This window comes from Niabella yanshanensis (assembly GCF_034424215.1).
In the GTDB taxonomy this organism is placed as follows: Bacteria; Bacteroidota; Bacteroidia; order Chitinophagales; family Chitinophagaceae; genus Niabella; species Niabella yanshanensis.
Genome location: NZ_CP139960.1, coordinates 2,947,898 through 2,962,264 on the forward strand (window position 1 = coordinate 2,947,898; position 14,367 = coordinate 2,962,264).

Genomic DNA, 14,367 nt, shown 5'->3' on the forward strand with positions numbered 1-14,367 from the left:
ATATTCTATTTTCCTACTTACTACTCACTACTCCCCACTTGTTTATTACAATGTTCTCTTTATTTCTTCCAGTTCGTAAGACTCTACGATGTCACCCACCTTAAGATCAGTGTAATTTTTGATCGTCAGACCGCACTCCATACCTGTCAGCACTTCCTTCGCATCATCTTTGAAACGTTTTAAGGATCCCAGCTCTGCCACTGCATTTTCACCAATCGGGTAAATCACAATACCATCACGTATCAATCTCACTTTATTGTCACGCTTGATCTTTCCATCTAACACAACGCAACCGGCCACTGTAGCTTTATCGAACTTAAATACCTCTCTTACTTCAACATTCGCAGTGATCTTCTCTTTCACCGTTGGCTCCATCATACCTTCCATCGCACTCTTCACCTCATCGATTGCCTGGTAAATAACCGAGTACATCTTAATCTCAATACCCGCATTATCAGCTAACCTTGAAGCCTGGGAAGAAGGTCTTACATTAAACGCAATCACAATTGCATCAGATGCCTCTGCCAACACAATATCACTTTCATTGATCTGGCCTACGCCTTTATGTATCACGTTAACCAGGATCTCTTCAGTAGAAAGTTTCTGTAATGAGTCGCTCAGGGCCTCTACCGAACCATCCACGTCACCTTTTATGATAATGTTCAGCTCTTTAAAGTTGCCCAATGCCAGACGACGTCCGATTTCATCCAGCGTAATGTGTTTTTTGGTACGCATACCCTGCTCACGTAAGATCTGCGCCCTGCGGTTGGCTATGTCTTTAGCTTCAGACTCGTCTTCGTACACTTTGAACTTCTCACCTGCCTGAGGGGCACCATTTAAGCCTAAGATCACAGCAGGCGCAGACGGTCCTGCAGCATCCTGTCTTTTGTTACGCTCGTTGAACATGGCTTTTACGCGCCCGAAGTACTGACCACTCACCACCAGGTCTCCCTGCTTTAAAGTACCGTTCTCAACCAGGAGGGTAGCTACGAATCCTCTGCCTTTATCCAATGATGCTTCGATAATCGTACCCGTTGCTTCTCTTTCCGGATTGGCTTTCAACTCCAGCAGCTCTGCCTCCAGTAATATTTTCTCCAGTAATTTATCGATGTTCAGCCCTTGTTTGGCCGAAAGCTCCTGGCTTTGGAATTTACCACCCCATTCTTCTACCAAAATATTCATTTGAGATAGCTGCTCGTAGATCTTAGTTGGGTTGGCGCCGTCTTTATCAATTTTGTTTACTGCAAAAATCATTGGTACACCTGCCGCCTGCGCGTGGCTGATAGCCTCTTTGGTCTGAGGCATCACCGCATCATCAGCTGCAACCACAATTACTGCGATATCGGTAACCTTGGCACCACGTGCACGCATGGCGGTAAATGCTTCGTGACCCGGAGTATCCAGGAAAGTGATTTCCCTTCCCTCTCCTACCTGCACACGATAAGCTCCAATGTGCTGCGTAATACCGCCGGCCTCACCCGCAACCACATTGGCATTACGGATATAGTCAAGCAATGATGTTTTACCGTGATCTACGTGACCCATAATGGTTACGATAGGACTACGGGGCCTCAGGTCTTCTGCATCATCCTCATCATCCTCATCATCCTCCATCTCCATTTGTTTTTCCATGTCGATGAACTCTACATCGTATCCAAATTCGCTCGCCACCAGCTCAATCACTTCCGCATCCAGTCTCTGATTTATAGATACCATGATGCCCAGGCCCATACATTTGCTGATCACATCTGCAAAGCTTACATCCATCAGGCTGGCTAATTCGCTTACACTAATAAACTCAGTTACCTGTAATTTATTATCGCCCGCGTCAATGTTCATCGCATCTTCCGCCTCATTTCTCTTATCTCTACGCGCTTTGGCCCGCATCGATTTCTGCTTATTGCCGCCGCCGCTCAATTTAGCCTGTGTTTCGCGTATTTTATCCTGGATCGCTTTTTCGTCAATCTGCTTCTCTTCTCTCGGGTGTTGATGATGTCTTCTGTCTCCACCTCTGAAGCCGCCGCCTCCGGAATTATTATTGTTACGTTGATCACGGTTACCACCCCCACCGCCTTGCTGGAATGGCTTTTTAGCCGCCGGATCGGGTTTCACCTCTTTCTTCTCAATAGGAATGCGCTTGCGCTTCCTTTTCTCATCACGCTTAGGTCTGGTATCGTTATCTACGGGCAGTTCAATCTTGCCTAAAATTTTAGGGCCTTCAATTCTTTCAGCCTTTATTTTAGTGATTTCGGGCTCCGGTTCAGCAACCGGTGTTGGCGTGGGCACTACCGGTGTAACAGGAGCAGGCTCTTCCTGCTTCTTTTCTGGTACAGGTGCCTGTACCGGCGCTTCTTTTTCCACCACGGGTTTTTCCTCCACTACAGGCGGTGTTGAAGGTTTTTTAGGCCTTGTTGATTTTTCAAGAGCAGAAAGATCAATTTTATCCAAAATTTTCGGGCCTTCAATTTCAGGCGCGCCAATTTTAATGACATTAGTTTCCTTTTCAGGCTCCTGCGGCACTTCAACCTCAGGAGCAGGCTCTACAACCGGATGTGTTTCTACTATTGGCTCTGGTACAGGTGCTGGCTCTGGCTGAGGTGCCGGTTCTGGCTGAGGCTCCGGTTCCGCGGGCGCCACTTCTACCTCTGGCACAGCTTCTACCACCGGTGGCGCTTCAACAACAGGCTCTGCTTTAGCCGGTTCTTTCTTTTGTACCAGTTCTTCTTCTTCCTTGCGTTTTTTTGCCTCGTTACCTACTCCCTTCGGAAGGTCAACCTGGCTACTTTTTAGCTTGGCAGCTTTATCGCTCTGAAATCCCTGTTGCAGCGACGCATACATAGCTTCGCTTAGCTTCGAAGACGGCTTTAGATCGTCTTTCGGAAAGCCTTTGCCAACAAGAAAATCAACGAGCGTATCCTGCCCAATGTTAAATTCTTTTGCTGCTTGTAATAATCTTGGAAGTTTGATTTCTGACATATAAAATTTTCTCTCCAATTGCCCTCCCGGGACAATTTTTAATTTACCATTCTCACAAAATATTGTTACCCTTCAGGGTTATTCTCTTTCTAACTCTTCCTGCAATATTTTTCTGATATCCTCTACGGTCTCTTTCTCCAGGTCGGCCCTTTTTTCCAGTTCGTACGGCGACATTCTCATTACACTGCGGGCTGTATCACAACCAATTTTTTTCAGTGCATCTATTACCCATCCGTCTATTTCATCGCTAAACTCTTCCAGGTCCACATCAAACTCTTCTTCATCATCTTCCGTATCCCTGTATACATCCAGTTCAAAACCTGTCAGCTCAGAAGCCAGTTTAATATTAGCCCCACGCTTTCCTATCGCCAGAGATACCTGGTCAGGCTTTAAATAGATGCTGGCATGTTTCCCTTCAGTGTCTAAACTCATGCTGGTTATTTTAGCCGGCGTCAATGACCTTTGAATCAATAACTGGATATTGCTGGTCCAGTTAATTACATCTATATTTTCATTTTTCAATTCTCTTACGATACCATGGATACGACTACCTTTCATACCCACACAGGCGCCTACCGGGTCAATCCTGTCATCATAAGATTCTACTGCTACTTTAGCTCTTTCTCCTGGTTCACGCACAATTTTTTTAATGATGATCAACCCGTCAAATATCTCCGGCACCTCAATTTCCAATAATTTGGCAAGAAAATCAGGGGAAGTTCTCGACAAAATGATTACGGGATTATTATTTTTGAGATCAACACGGGTTACAACTGCTCTTATATTTTCACCTTTTTTAAAATAGTCCTGCGGGATTTGCTCGCTTTTGGGAAGAATCAGCTCATTTCCCTCTTCGTCTAATAATAAGATCTCTTTCTTCCAAACCTGGTAAACTTCTGCACTTATGATCTCACCGATTCTGTCTTCATACTTTTTAGCCAGTACATTCTTTTTCAGATCGCTGATACGGCCTGCCAGGGTTTGTTTGGCAGCCAGGATCGCACGGCGGCCAAAGTCTATCAAATCAATCTCCTCGTATAAATCTTCTCCTACCTCATAATCCGGTTCCAGTTTTATCGCCTCAGAGTAAGCCACCTGTGCCAGCGGATCTTCTACTTCTCCGTCTTCAACAATAGTACGGTGACGTACAATTTCAAGGTCCCCCTTCTCTGCATTTACGATCACATCAAAATTGTCATCGCTACCATACTTTTTGCGAAGCAGTGTTTTAAAAACGTCTTCCACTACTTTCATCATCGTGGGCCTGTCAATATTTTCCGCGTCTTTAAAGTCCTGAAACGCTTCTATAAGATTAATACTTGCCATAGCAATTCATAATTTAAGTATTGCGTTTTACCTGGTTCGGTAAAACCTATTTAAAATTTAATTTGAATTTGAGTTGATTTTATATCGCTGAAAGCAATAGTATGTTTTACTACCTCCGCTTTCTTACCCTTACCAACGGTTTCTTCTACCACGATACCTGTTTCATCTACTGCGGTAAGCTGTCCCTCTGTTTTCTGGCCCTCCAGCTGGGTAACTTCTACAAACCGGTTTAAATTTTTTACATACTGCCGGTGCATTTTTAACGGCTCGCCCAGACCGGCAGATGATACTTCCAGAGAAAAGTCGCCTTCCGGAAACAATGCAGCTTCTTCAAGTTCCTTATACAAAGCACGGTTATATTTAACCAGGTCGTCTATACCAATCCCATTATCGCCATCAATAAAAACTTTGATATTATTGGTGGGTTTCACTTTTATTTCAACCAAAAAATGCTCAGGATTAGCGGCCAGAATATCCTGAATTTGCTTCTCAACTCTTTGAATTACAGCTTCCATGTTGTGTATGCAGTAAAATAAAATAAGGGAACGCCACCGTTCCCTTTTCTCAAAATCTTGCGCAAAGTTAAGAATTTTTTATTAAAAATGTTACGTTAACTTTAAATTAATTATTGACGGGCCTGCGGTAAAACATTTTAGCCAAATGACCGTTTACCATAGTAAACAAAGTTTTTATAATGAGCGCGATAGGTTTTATTTTTTTAGGAGTTTTTTTGTGGATCCTTTACAATCTGTTTGTAAGGGTTATCTGGCCCGTTTATAAAACCACCCGGCAGTTAAAAAAACAGTTCAGGCATATGGCCGAACAACGCGAGGCCCAAAACGATCCGCCCCCTCCGCAGCGTACTGAAATGCCCAAGGAAAAAGTGGGCGAATACATTGAATTTGAGGAGGTCAAATAGTTGGGCTTAGCTGGAATGATCCTGAACGATTAGCCATTTCCCGCTTATTTTCCTAATAAGAAGGGTGTAATGCCCCTGTAAATTGCCGATTGTACGCGTAAGTTGCCATTTCCCGATCACATTATAAACCTGGTTGGATAAGTACTCAATCCTGATAATGGTGAACCGTAGCTGCCCCATGGCTGTTTTATCGGGATAGCCTTTTTTATAATTATCAAGCGTGTTCTGCCAGCCATAAGTAACACCATTTTTTCCAACAAAAACCAGGGAGTCGCTTTTCCAGTAGGTTTGCATAAAAGCATTGAGATCGCCCTTGTTCCAGGACGCCGTTTGTTGGTCAAGAATCTGTTTGATCACAGATTCCTGCCCGGATTGCGCGAACCCAGCAATACTTAATGCTCCCCACAGCAATACCAGCAGTAAACGCTTCATAACTTGTTTTTATGAAAGATACGCCGTTTGGCCTAATAGTGATCATGATTACAATCTGTATCGTGTGCATGGTTGTGCACCCTGCAATACCTGTAATTAATCAGGTGCGCTGCAACGATAAAAATAACCGCGGGGATCAGCAAAATAGTGTGATAGGCCAGAAATACCTGTTTGAGCACCAGGAAGGCAATGCCAACTGAAAAAAGGAACAGGGGTGTTTTACTGTGGTGATGCCATTTATAACCATGCCATAACGCATAGCAGCCGATTACAAATGCCAAAATAATCATCCCTATTTCAAAGGCCAGGTTTTCAATAATGTTTACCCCAAACATAGGTAATGCTGCCAAAAATAAAGGAAGCACCGCACAATGGATAGCACATAATATAGAGGTTGTAATACCTAATGCGTCCCAATTAATTCTATTCTTCATTCGGCTGCAAAGATAAAAAAAAGCAACAGTGTTGCAAATATTAATTTATAGCCCTTTTCGGGGGACAAAGGCTTTTTCTGCTATTTATAAATTTTTGCAACAAGCGCTTTCAGCTCTTCTATCCTGAGCGGCTTTTTAAGGAGTTTTACCACATTCTTATCTGAATCTGCCCGAACGATATCCCGTAAATCATCGGTCGAGGAAATCATGATGACATGGCTCTTTTCTTTAAAATCACCGGGAAAAGTATCATATCGTTCTAAAAACTCGAATCCATCCATTTCGGGCATTTGGATATCAAGAAAAATGATATGCGGGAATATCTCGGGATTGCTTATGTTTTCGGCCAGAAAATCAAGGGCAGCTTCGGCCGAAGAAAAGCAGACGATCTGTTTGAAAAGTTTGGTATGGCTGGCAATACCCGAATTGATCCGTAAATCGAACGAGCTATCGTCGATAATAATGAGCAAATTGGGCGTTTGTGTTGCTGCGGCCATTATAAGATTGAGCGGTATTAGAGGTTGAATCTATAATTCGTTGGGTATGCGCAAAGTAAACTTTGTTCCTGAATTCACCACAGATTCTACAGAAATCTTTCCACCCAGCTTAGCCAGGGCCTCCCTTACAATAAAAAGTCCCAGTCCGGTTCCTTTCTGGTTATGCACCCTGAAGAATTGATTGAATATTTTGTTCAGGTGGTCGTTAAGTATACCGAGGCCATTGTCGATAATGGTAATGATGGCGTCCAGGCGGTTTACTTTTACGTCTATCTTGATCAACTTGTTCTTTTCGTCAGGGTTCTGGTATTTTATCGCGTTTGATATCAGATTACCTATGATAATTTCGACCCGGAAAACATCTCCTACAAACCTTTCCGACTGATCAATATTTACATCGAATTTTATTTTATCTTCTACATTATTAGCCAGCTTATGCACCACAATCAGCTCATTAACAAGCTTCTGAAAATCTACTTCTTCTTTTATGGTGCTATACCTGCTGTTTTTATAATATTGTAAGGTACTAGTAATATTATAGTCGAGGCGGCCGCAACAATCTTCTATCAGTCCCCAGTACTCGTGGCCCTTTTCGGATTCGCTATAAACATTATCCAGTTTAGCCAGGTTGATTACGCCAAGGGCAGAAGCCAGAGGAGCCCTGAGCTCATGAGATATACTATAAATAAAACGGTTGAGCTCATCATTCGTTTTTTCCAGCTCTACAATTTTTTCCCTGAGCTCCCGCCTGGTCCTGAAAACATCATAGGCATTTTGGATACCGTTGTTCAGCTCAATTTCGTTCCAGGGTTTGGTGATATAGCGATAAATATCGCCCTCATTGATGGCTTCGGCCAGGGCTTCAATATCTGTGTAGCCTGTAAGTAATATCCTTATCGGTTCGGGGTATAATTTTTTAACTCTCTTAAATAATTCAACGCCCGTCATTTCAGGCATTCGCTGATCAGATATCACAACATGAACTTCAGTTTGAGACAAAATGTCGAGAGCGCCAGCTCCTGAGGTAGCTGTATATATTTCATACAACCGTCTAAAATTTGCTTTAAAAGAGCTTAGATTATTCTCTTCATCGTCAACATATAAAACTTTTATAACGGTCATAAAAAGATATTGAAAGCACTCAGGCTAAATATTTTACAGGTAAAGTTATGATAAATTCGGCACCATCTCCAAAATTTGATATCACTTCTATAGTGCCGTTGTGACTATCTATAATACCCTTAACAATCGACATTCCAAGCCCCGTTCCCTGGCCCACGGGCTTGGTTGTGTAGAAAGGTTCGAAAATTTTCTCACGCACACTATCTTTTATTCCCGTGCCGTTGTCCCTGATAGACACTTTTACATGCCCGTCTTCGGAAGAGGTTCGAATAGTTAAAACTCCGGTACCCGGCACGGTAGACTGCCGTTCTATAATAGATTGGAGCCCGTTCGTGATAATGTTCATAAATACCTGGTTGATCTTACCCGGTGTACATTCGATGTCGGGAATATTACCAAACTCTTTGTTCAGTACAAAATCGGTAGGGAAGGAGTTCTTAACGAGCATCAATGTTGACTGCAGACCATCGTTTAAATTGGCATACTTAATATTAGCCTCATCAATCCGCGCAAAGTTCTTAAGATTACTTACGATCTCTGCCGTGCGGTGAGCACCATCTTTTATACCCGTCAGTAAGGTTTTTATCTCTTCATTAATATAATCAATGTCGATTTGCTTCTTGTAGGAGTCAATTTCCCTGAACTGGTCTTCCACATTCTTTGAAACGTCTATTTCCTCATACTTTTTAATCACGCTCAACAGGTCAGATACATCCAGCTCAAGCGGCTTTATGTTGGAAGTAACAAAATTAATCGGGTTATTGATCTCGTGGGCTATACCGGCCGTCAATTGTCCTAACGATACCATTTTTTCTGACTCTACAAGCTGGCTTTGTGCATTTTTTAATTGCGACAACGTATGATTCAGATTATCATTCGCGTCTTCCAGTTCCTGTGTACGCTCATGTACCTGCTGTTCCAGAATAATATTCTGGTCTTTAACCAGTCTTTCATTCTCCAGAGAAACTCTTAATGCCTCTTTTCTTGCCAGCTCCTGGTTACGGCGGTAGGTATTAATCCGGTCGGCCAGGGCTAAGGAAAGCAGCACGGCCTCTACAGCAGATCCTATTTGCAGGGCGTAAAAAGTAAGATAATTATAAGGCAGAACGCCAACATTTCTCAATACAAAAACAATCACACTGCACAGGAAAATAGACCAGGCGATCAACAAAGTTTTGGCGCCATGAATTTGTTTTACAGCTAAAAACGAACAAATGCCCAGAACGTAAAAAGCGGCACAAAATGCAGTTAATTGAACAGCAATCTGGGCGCCCCTGAACATTCCCAATAACCCCAGCACCAATGAAATACAATAAAACCCTTCGAACAGGAAAATCCCCCTGTTAAAGCGCCTGGATACACTTCTCAGGTTCAGGAAATTCCGGATAAATTCCAGCGCAGCGATACCATTAAAAAAAGGCACCAGGAAGGCTGCATAATTATTCATGGCCGGCGTATCAGGCCAGAGAAAACGGAATGTGTACCCCTGAAGCTGGGCCTGTGTGACACCTACAAATACCATGTACAATACATAGTAGAAGTAGCTGTTCTCCCTTGTCGAAAAATACAGGAACAGGTTGTATAGCACCATAACCAATATGAGGCCGATATAAAGCCCAAAGATGAGGTCATTGGTCGCGATTTTTTCAAAAGTTCTCTCCACATGTGATACTGTAATAGGTATCAGTAGTTGCTCAGAAGCTCTTACTTTAATGAAAAAGGTCTTTTGTTCTCCTTTCTTCACCTGTGCATCAAACATATAAGTTTGATAATTATACTTTCGGTTACTAAATGGCTGAGCTTCTGAAAGCATTATTGAATCAAACCTTCCGGGCGCTTCGCTCTGATAATACAAAACTGCATCATCTATCGTTGCATGTTCCAGGTTAATCACCAGGTGCGGATCTTCTGTATTGTTTTGTACAATGAATTTCACCCAAAAAGAAGAGGAAGAAACAAAAAAGCCCGGTACATCAGAAGGGCTTTTTAAAAAAGGGCTTACAGCCACTTCATTTATCGACAGTCTACCTGTTTTATCTTCGATGTATTGGATATGATCTTTAACCACGCTATACAGCGCTCCTTCGTCGTTAATTTTTACAGGAGTTTGTGCATACAAACTTATACCTGCATGCAAAAAATAAATAAGAAGAAGATAAATACGCATCGGAGCCTTATACTTTTAATAAATAATCCACCAGCAGTTCCCCCTTCGGCCCTGTTTCCGTTATGCGGCTTTGTTCGGGATTTTCGAACAATTCAAAGATTTTTTTCCGCTCTTTTTCGTCAGCGCTAACCAGTGTTTTGCTATCATTAATGACCATAGCTGTAGCTACGAAATCATCCTTCGGATAAAAGAAGTTACCCTTATCGCCCAGCGAAGTTTCAACAAGACCTCCGATCCGCTTTCCAATACGTACTGTTACCGGGGCACAAAGAAAAAATATTTTCTCTACATTCAGCTGCATGGCTACTACTACTCCTACACGGGCCATGAAGATACTTCCTATACCCAGTCCCGCCACCTCCATTGAATTCCACAGCCCGCATATTTCCGAGGTTCCGGGTGAAGCCTGCTGATGGATAGCGGGGTCATACTGCCCTATAGCCGATTCTATTGGTAGTGGGAATTGCCCATCGGCCACCTGTACGCGGGCTCCGCCGTATATTTTTTCGCGATCCAGGCTTTCTGCTACAATTACATAAGTATTTTCATGATGCATCCAGCTCGTATTGCTCGAGGTAATTTTTGCAACTCCGAAATGGGCTTCCAAAAGACGCCTGTGCCCCTCTATAAATTTGAGGCAGGTTTCGGGATCCGTTGTGGCTTTAAAGGCTCTGATAGCTACTTCCACTCAGCATTTTATTTAATTAATTCCTTAAAATCGATATAGTATCTTCCGGAACTAGTTGTTTCTGACAACAAAATCCTTCTGCAGGTGTCAGTAACCATTGCACCACCCAATACCACAGAAGAGGCTAACTGTGGCCAGGTATTAATAGTTTTTCCCATTTCACTTAGCGAGTATTTCATCCTGTCGGAGAGGGCCGACAGGTTTACCATTGCATCCAGCATTGGTAATTTTTCCTGGCTTGTGAGGTCTTTTAATTTTGTCAAATCAATCCCTTCTTCATTCAGATTTCCATGAAAAAGTGGCCTTTCGGGCTCCAGGTCAAAACGCTCTACATCTAACATTCCCCGATCATTGGTATCCATCACCACCGGAATCCCTTTTGCACGGGCCTTAACCCGGCTTAAGATTTTTACATCAATACTGTCGCACTCTTCTATCAATATATTGAGCTGCGAACTGCCGGTTCCCAAAAAGGTATCAATATTATCTGCGGTAATCCCGTCTGTAAAACAGGTTACTTTAAGAAACGGATCCAGTTCTGCAATTTTTTGAGCTGTTATAACCGCTTTAGAGGCGCCCAGGTTATATACATTACAATTGCTTAACCGGTTCATATTGCATAATTCAACCGTATCAAAATCGGCCAGGTACAATTCCCCGCAAATACGTTCGGTAGCAATCGTCATGGCAATCGATTGACCTACTGACAAACCTATAATGCCGAGTTTTTTAGTTTTCAGTGTTTCAAGCTCTTCCGGCTTGATCTTATACAGGTTTCTGCTCGTTCTCACCTGTACAAACTCTTCCTCATCAAGCAAATGAACCAGTTTTTGCGACCAGGGATAGTATACCCACACTCCATATTCATCAGGGTCTTTACCATCCAGGTAACGGGCAACCTCCACTTTATATTCTTCCGGTGTCAGTTGCCTTTGAGGATTATTTATTTTTGCTAATTCTGATAATTGACTTTCAATAGTGTCGTATATTTGTATAGAGGGAGTTTGCGACAAAAGCTCTCTGAGCCTCTCTTGCCCACCGCTCTCTGCCAATCTGTAATATACTGGTTTGTAATAACTATTGTATTGTTCAGAAGCCCGATAGCCTAAAAGCATGGTTTTGTTTTGATGATTTAGCAGGATATAAATATAGAACAGAATTTTAACAATATATAGTTTTTATATGGCCGAAAACAATATTTATAAGAATATCTTGTATGTTGATGATGAAATACATAACCTTAACTCTTTTCGTGCAGTATTCAGAAGATCATATAATGTATTTACCGCTCTTTCTGCAAAGGAAGGTAAAACAATATTGGCTGAGAATACGATTCACCTGATAATAACTGACCAAAGAATGCCGGAAACAACCGGGATTGAATTCCTCGAATCCATTATTAAAGATCATCCTGCAATTCCAAGAATTTTGCTGACGGGCTATACAGATATTAATGCCGTTATCGATGCCATTAACAAAGGGTCTGTTTACAAGTATGTTCAAAAACCCTGGTCTGAGGACGAGCTTCGCGAAACTATAGAAAATGCTTTAAAAATATATACTAATAGTAAGAATAAAGAGCAGCTTACTGAAAAATTGATCACTACCAACGAGCAGTTAGAGTTTCTGCTACGCCAGAACCTGCTCTCCTGAGTTATTTCCCAGTCATCTTTTCTTTTTTCAGAATCTTTAAAAGTACGGCTTCAAGGGGGGCCGGATCGTTGTCGCCCCTGGTTAAAGCGGGGGATTGGATATAACTTAGCAGCCGGGAGTCTTCGTACATAGCTAATACCAGGGGGTGTATGTAATGACTTTTACAAACAGATCTCGTATTACCCAGGTTAGCCGCCACACAATCTATTGCGGCTACCATATTTCTCTTCATTTCGGTCTGTGTTTCAAAACTACCTATTTTAGCAAACTGACCTATACAATCTACTGTGCCGGTCCAGGTTCTGAAATCTTTACTGGTAAATTCACCACCGGAAATTTCTTTGATGTAGTCGTTAACATCACCGCTACTGATACTATGCCGGTTGCCTGAATCATCGAGATACTGAAACAGCTCTTTACCCGGAATTTCTTTGCACTGACGTATAATTTTTGCCAGGCGTGCGCTTTTCAGGGAAATATTCTGGTAAACGCCCTTCTTACCCCGGAAACTAAACTGAACCTTATTGCCGCTTATTTTTATATGTTTATTTTTTAAAGTGGACAGGCCAAACGATCCGTAGAGTTTTTCATATATATTATTACCCACACGGATACCGGTTTTATCCATTACGCTAACAACTGCTGCCAATACCTTTTGTCTATTAAGATCGCGACCAGACAAATGACGGGAAAGTGTTTTCCGGATGCTCTTTAAGGCTTGCCCAAACTGAAGCAGGCGGTAAAATTTTGTTTCCTTTCGAAGCGCATTCCAAAGCGGGTGGTACCGGTATTGCTTCCTGCCCATCAGGTCTACGCCTGTGCATTGCAAATGCCCGTTTTCCAGGCTGCAGATCCAAACATTTTGCCAGGCCGGTGGAATCACCAGGCTCCGGATGCGGGAAAGCGTATCCTGGTCTGCCACTGTTTTGCCTCCTTTTTTATAAGTAAACGACTGGCCCCGTTTCATTCGTACAATACCGGCGTCAGCATCGCTTACATAGGTGAGCTTTACAATGCGGGCACTCTTTTTCGCATCATTAATGGCATCTACCAGTTTTTGGGGAGATATATTGACTACTATATCAGCGGCTTCTATCTGCATCAAACTAGCTATAGAAAAAAGAATGCCAATTCAATGTTTGTTGTTTGTCAGGCAACTGCCAGCTTATTGTATTTATTTTTGTATTCGATAGGAGTAAGGCCGGTGATCTTTTTAAAAGTGGTTCTAAAAGCTTTGGTGTCGGTATAACCTACATCATACATTACTTCGTTGATATTTTTGCGGCTGCTTTCAAAGCTCTTCTTGGCTGCTTCAACTTTTACCCTTTGAATGTATTCTAAAACCGAATTGTTAGTGGCCTGTTTAAAGCGGCGTTCCAGGCTTCGGCGGCCGAGCGCCACAAATGCTGCGATATCATCAATCGTTAGTCGCTCCTCTATATTTTTTTCAATATAATCCTGTGCCTTTTTCACTTCTTCGTCATTATGATTTTTTTGAGCGGTAAACATGGCAAACGCGGACTGGCTGCTCCGGTTAATATCGATCGCAAAGTACTTGGATACGAGTATAGCTGTTGGGCGGTCGGTATACTTTTCTACCAAGTGCAGTAAAAGGTTCCAGTAGGAGGTAGCGCCTCCGCTGGTGTAAAGCCGGTTCTGCTCGGTAACAATTGATCCGTCCTGCACAAGGACCTCGGGAAACATTTCCCTGAATGCATTCATGTAGCCCCAGTGGGTGCTGCATTTTTTACCATTAAGCAAACCAGTAGACGCCAGCAGAAAAGCGCCTACACATAAAGAGGCGATTTCTGCACCTTCCTGATATTGCCAGTTCAGCCATTTGATCATTTTGGTGTTAGCATTCACTGCTTGCTCCATATCGCCAAAAAGTGCCGGAGCTATAACCAGGTCGGCAACACCCGTTTCTTCCAGTAACAAATCAGGTGTTACGGAAAACTGGTTTCCGCTAAACTGCACCTGCCGTTGCGCGCCTACCAGCTGAACCTTAAAAAGTGGTCCTTTACCGCTTACCTGCAAAAATTCGTTTACGGTATTAAAACAATACTGGGGATCTGCTACAGCCTGTAAAACAGCATGTTCGGGCACTAAAATATAGATCGTTTTCATACGTGAATGGTTTGTCAATCGCCTTG

Annotated in this window: 14 protein-coding genes; 2 read left to right on the forward strand and 12 right to left on the reverse strand. The window is 42.6% G+C overall.

Annotated features, from left to right (window positions below; translation table 11 throughout):
- Window positions 1-45 precede the first annotated feature (45 nt).
- The 3 genes from infB to rimP form a co-directional block, all read right to left on the reverse strand.
- Window positions 46-2,976: a translation initiation factor IF-2 gene (gene infB / locus U0035_RS12220; protein ID WP_114790477.1), complete on the reverse strand. Its 2,931-nt coding sequence runs from the start codon at window positions 2,974-2,976 to the stop codon at window positions 46-48.
- Between the two features lie 78 nt (window positions 2,977-3,054).
- Entirely contained in the window at window positions 3,055-4,302 is a 1,248-nt protein-coding gene (nusA, locus tag U0035_RS12225; protein WP_114790067.1) for a transcription termination factor NusA, read from the reverse strand.
- A gap of 50 nt (window positions 4,303-4,352) precedes the next feature.
- Entirely contained in the window at window positions 4,353-4,817 is a 465-nt protein-coding gene (gene rimP, locus U0035_RS12230; RefSeq protein ID WP_114790068.1) for a ribosome assembly cofactor RimP, read from the reverse strand.
- 179 nt (window positions 4,818-4,996) lie between these two features.
- Here rimP and U0035_RS12235 point away from each other — a divergent pair, with 179 nt between their 5' ends.
- On the forward strand, window positions 4,997-5,221 hold the full coding sequence (locus U0035_RS12235; RefSeq protein ID WP_114790069.1) for a hypothetical protein: 225 nt from the start codon (window positions 4,997-4,999) through the stop codon (window positions 5,219-5,221).
- Between the two features lie 6 nt (window positions 5,222-5,227).
- Here the strand turns inward: U0035_RS12235 and U0035_RS12240 are convergent, their stop codons facing one another.
- The 7 genes from U0035_RS12240 to U0035_RS12270 all read right to left on the reverse strand — a co-directional run bounded on the left by U0035_RS12240 (window position 5,228) and on the right by U0035_RS12270 (window position 11,676).
- Entirely contained in the window at window positions 5,228-5,653 is a 426-nt protein-coding gene (locus U0035_RS12240) for a YybH family protein (RefSeq protein WP_114790070.1), read from the reverse strand.
- Window positions 5,654-5,685: 32 nt separating this feature from the next.
- Window positions 5,686-6,087, reverse strand: coding sequence for a MerC domain-containing protein (locus tag U0035_RS12245; RefSeq protein ID WP_114790071.1), 402 nt, complete (start codon window positions 6,085-6,087; stop codon window positions 5,686-5,688).
- A gap of 80 nt (window positions 6,088-6,167) precedes the next feature.
- Window positions 6,168-6,584 carry a response regulator gene (locus U0035_RS12250; RefSeq protein WP_114790072.1) on the reverse strand — a complete coding sequence of 139 codons (417 nt, stop codon included), beginning with the start codon at window positions 6,582-6,584 and terminating at the stop codon, window positions 6,168-6,170.
- Between the two features lie 30 nt (window positions 6,585-6,614).
- Window positions 6,615-7,706, reverse strand: coding sequence for a hybrid sensor histidine kinase/response regulator (locus U0035_RS12255; RefSeq protein WP_114790073.1), 1,092 nt, complete (start codon window positions 7,704-7,706; stop codon window positions 6,615-6,617).
- Between the two features lie 19 nt (window positions 7,707-7,725).
- A complete protein-coding gene (locus tag U0035_RS12260) occupies window positions 7,726-9,873 on the reverse strand; it encodes a sensor histidine kinase (protein ID WP_114790074.1) in 2,148 nt (715 codons plus the stop codon).
- A 7-nt stretch (window positions 9,874-9,880) separates the two neighbouring features.
- On the reverse strand, window positions 9,881-10,561 hold the full coding sequence (locus tag U0035_RS12265; RefSeq protein WP_114790075.1) for a hypothetical protein: 681 nt from the start codon (window positions 10,559-10,561) through the stop codon (window positions 9,881-9,883).
- Window positions 10,562-10,569: 8 nt separating this feature from the next.
- Window positions 10,570-11,676 carry a ThiF family adenylyltransferase gene (locus U0035_RS12270; protein ID WP_114790076.1) on the reverse strand — a complete coding sequence of 369 codons (1,107 nt, stop codon included), beginning with the start codon at window positions 11,674-11,676 and terminating at the stop codon, window positions 10,570-10,572.
- A gap of 67 nt (window positions 11,677-11,743) precedes the next feature.
- Between U0035_RS12270 and U0035_RS12275 the strand changes: the two genes are divergently transcribed.
- Window positions 11,744-12,214 carry a response regulator gene (locus tag U0035_RS12275; protein ID WP_114790077.1) on the forward strand — a complete coding sequence of 157 codons (471 nt, stop codon included), beginning with the start codon at window positions 11,744-11,746 and terminating at the stop codon, window positions 12,212-12,214.
- Between the two features lies 1 nt (window position 12,215).
- Here the strand turns inward: U0035_RS12275 and U0035_RS12280 are convergent, their stop codons facing one another.
- Window positions 12,216-13,316 (reverse strand): DNA topoisomerase IB, encoded by a 1,101-nt coding sequence (locus U0035_RS12280; protein ID WP_114790078.1) that lies wholly within the window; start codon window positions 13,314-13,316, stop codon window positions 12,216-12,218.
- Between the two features lie 47 nt (window positions 13,317-13,363).
- On the reverse strand, window positions 13,364-14,341 hold the full coding sequence (locus tag U0035_RS12285) for a GlxA family transcriptional regulator (protein WP_114790079.1): 978 nt from the start codon (window positions 14,339-14,341) through the stop codon (window positions 13,364-13,366).
- Between the last annotated feature and the right edge of the window lie 26 nt (window positions 14,342-14,367).

Coding starts and splice junctions, on each gene's coding strand:
- U0035_RS12260 (WP_114790074.1), bottom strand. CDS start 9,873: ATGCGTATTTATCTTCTTCTTATTTATTTTTTGCATGCAGGTATAAGT.
- U0035_RS12255 (WP_114790073.1), bottom strand. CDS start 7,706: ATGACCGTTATAAAAGTTTTATATGTTGACGATGAAGAGAATAATCTA.
- U0035_RS12235 (WP_114790069.1), top strand. CDS start 4,997: ATGAGCGCGATAGGTTTTATTTTTTTAGGAGTTTTTTTGTGGATCCTT.
- rimP (WP_114790068.1), bottom strand. CDS start 4,817: ATGGAAGCTGTAATTCAAAGAGTTGAGAAGCAAATTCAGGATATTCTG.
- U0035_RS12245 (WP_114790071.1), bottom strand. CDS start 6,087: ATGAAGAATAGAATTAATTGGGACGCATTAGGTATTACAACCTCTATA.
- U0035_RS12250 (WP_114790072.1), bottom strand. CDS start 6,584: ATGGCCGCAGCAACACAAACGCCCAATTTGCTCATTATTATCGACGAT.
- U0035_RS12240 (WP_114790070.1), bottom strand. CDS start 5,653: ATGAAGCGTTTACTGCTGGTATTGCTGTGGGGAGCATTAAGTATTGCT.
- U0035_RS12285 (WP_114790079.1), bottom strand. CDS start 14,341: ATGAAAACGATCTATATTTTAGTGCCCGAACATGCTGTTTTACAGGCT.
- U0035_RS12275 (WP_114790077.1), top strand. CDS start 11,744: ATGGCCGAAAACAATATTTATAAGAATATCTTGTATGTTGATGATGAA.
- infB (WP_114790477.1), bottom strand. CDS start 2,976: ATGTCAGAAATCAAACTTCCAAGATTATTACAAGCAGCAAAAGAATTT.
- U0035_RS12270 (WP_114790076.1), bottom strand. CDS start 11,676: ATGCTTTTAGGCTATCGGGCTTCTGAACAATACAATAGTTATTACAAA.
- U0035_RS12280 (WP_114790078.1), bottom strand. CDS start 13,316: ATGCAGATAGAAGCCGCTGATATAGTAGTCAATATATCTCCCCAAAAA.
- nusA (WP_114790067.1), bottom strand. CDS start 4,302: ATGGCAAGTATTAATCTTATAGAAGCGTTTCAGGACTTTAAAGACGCG.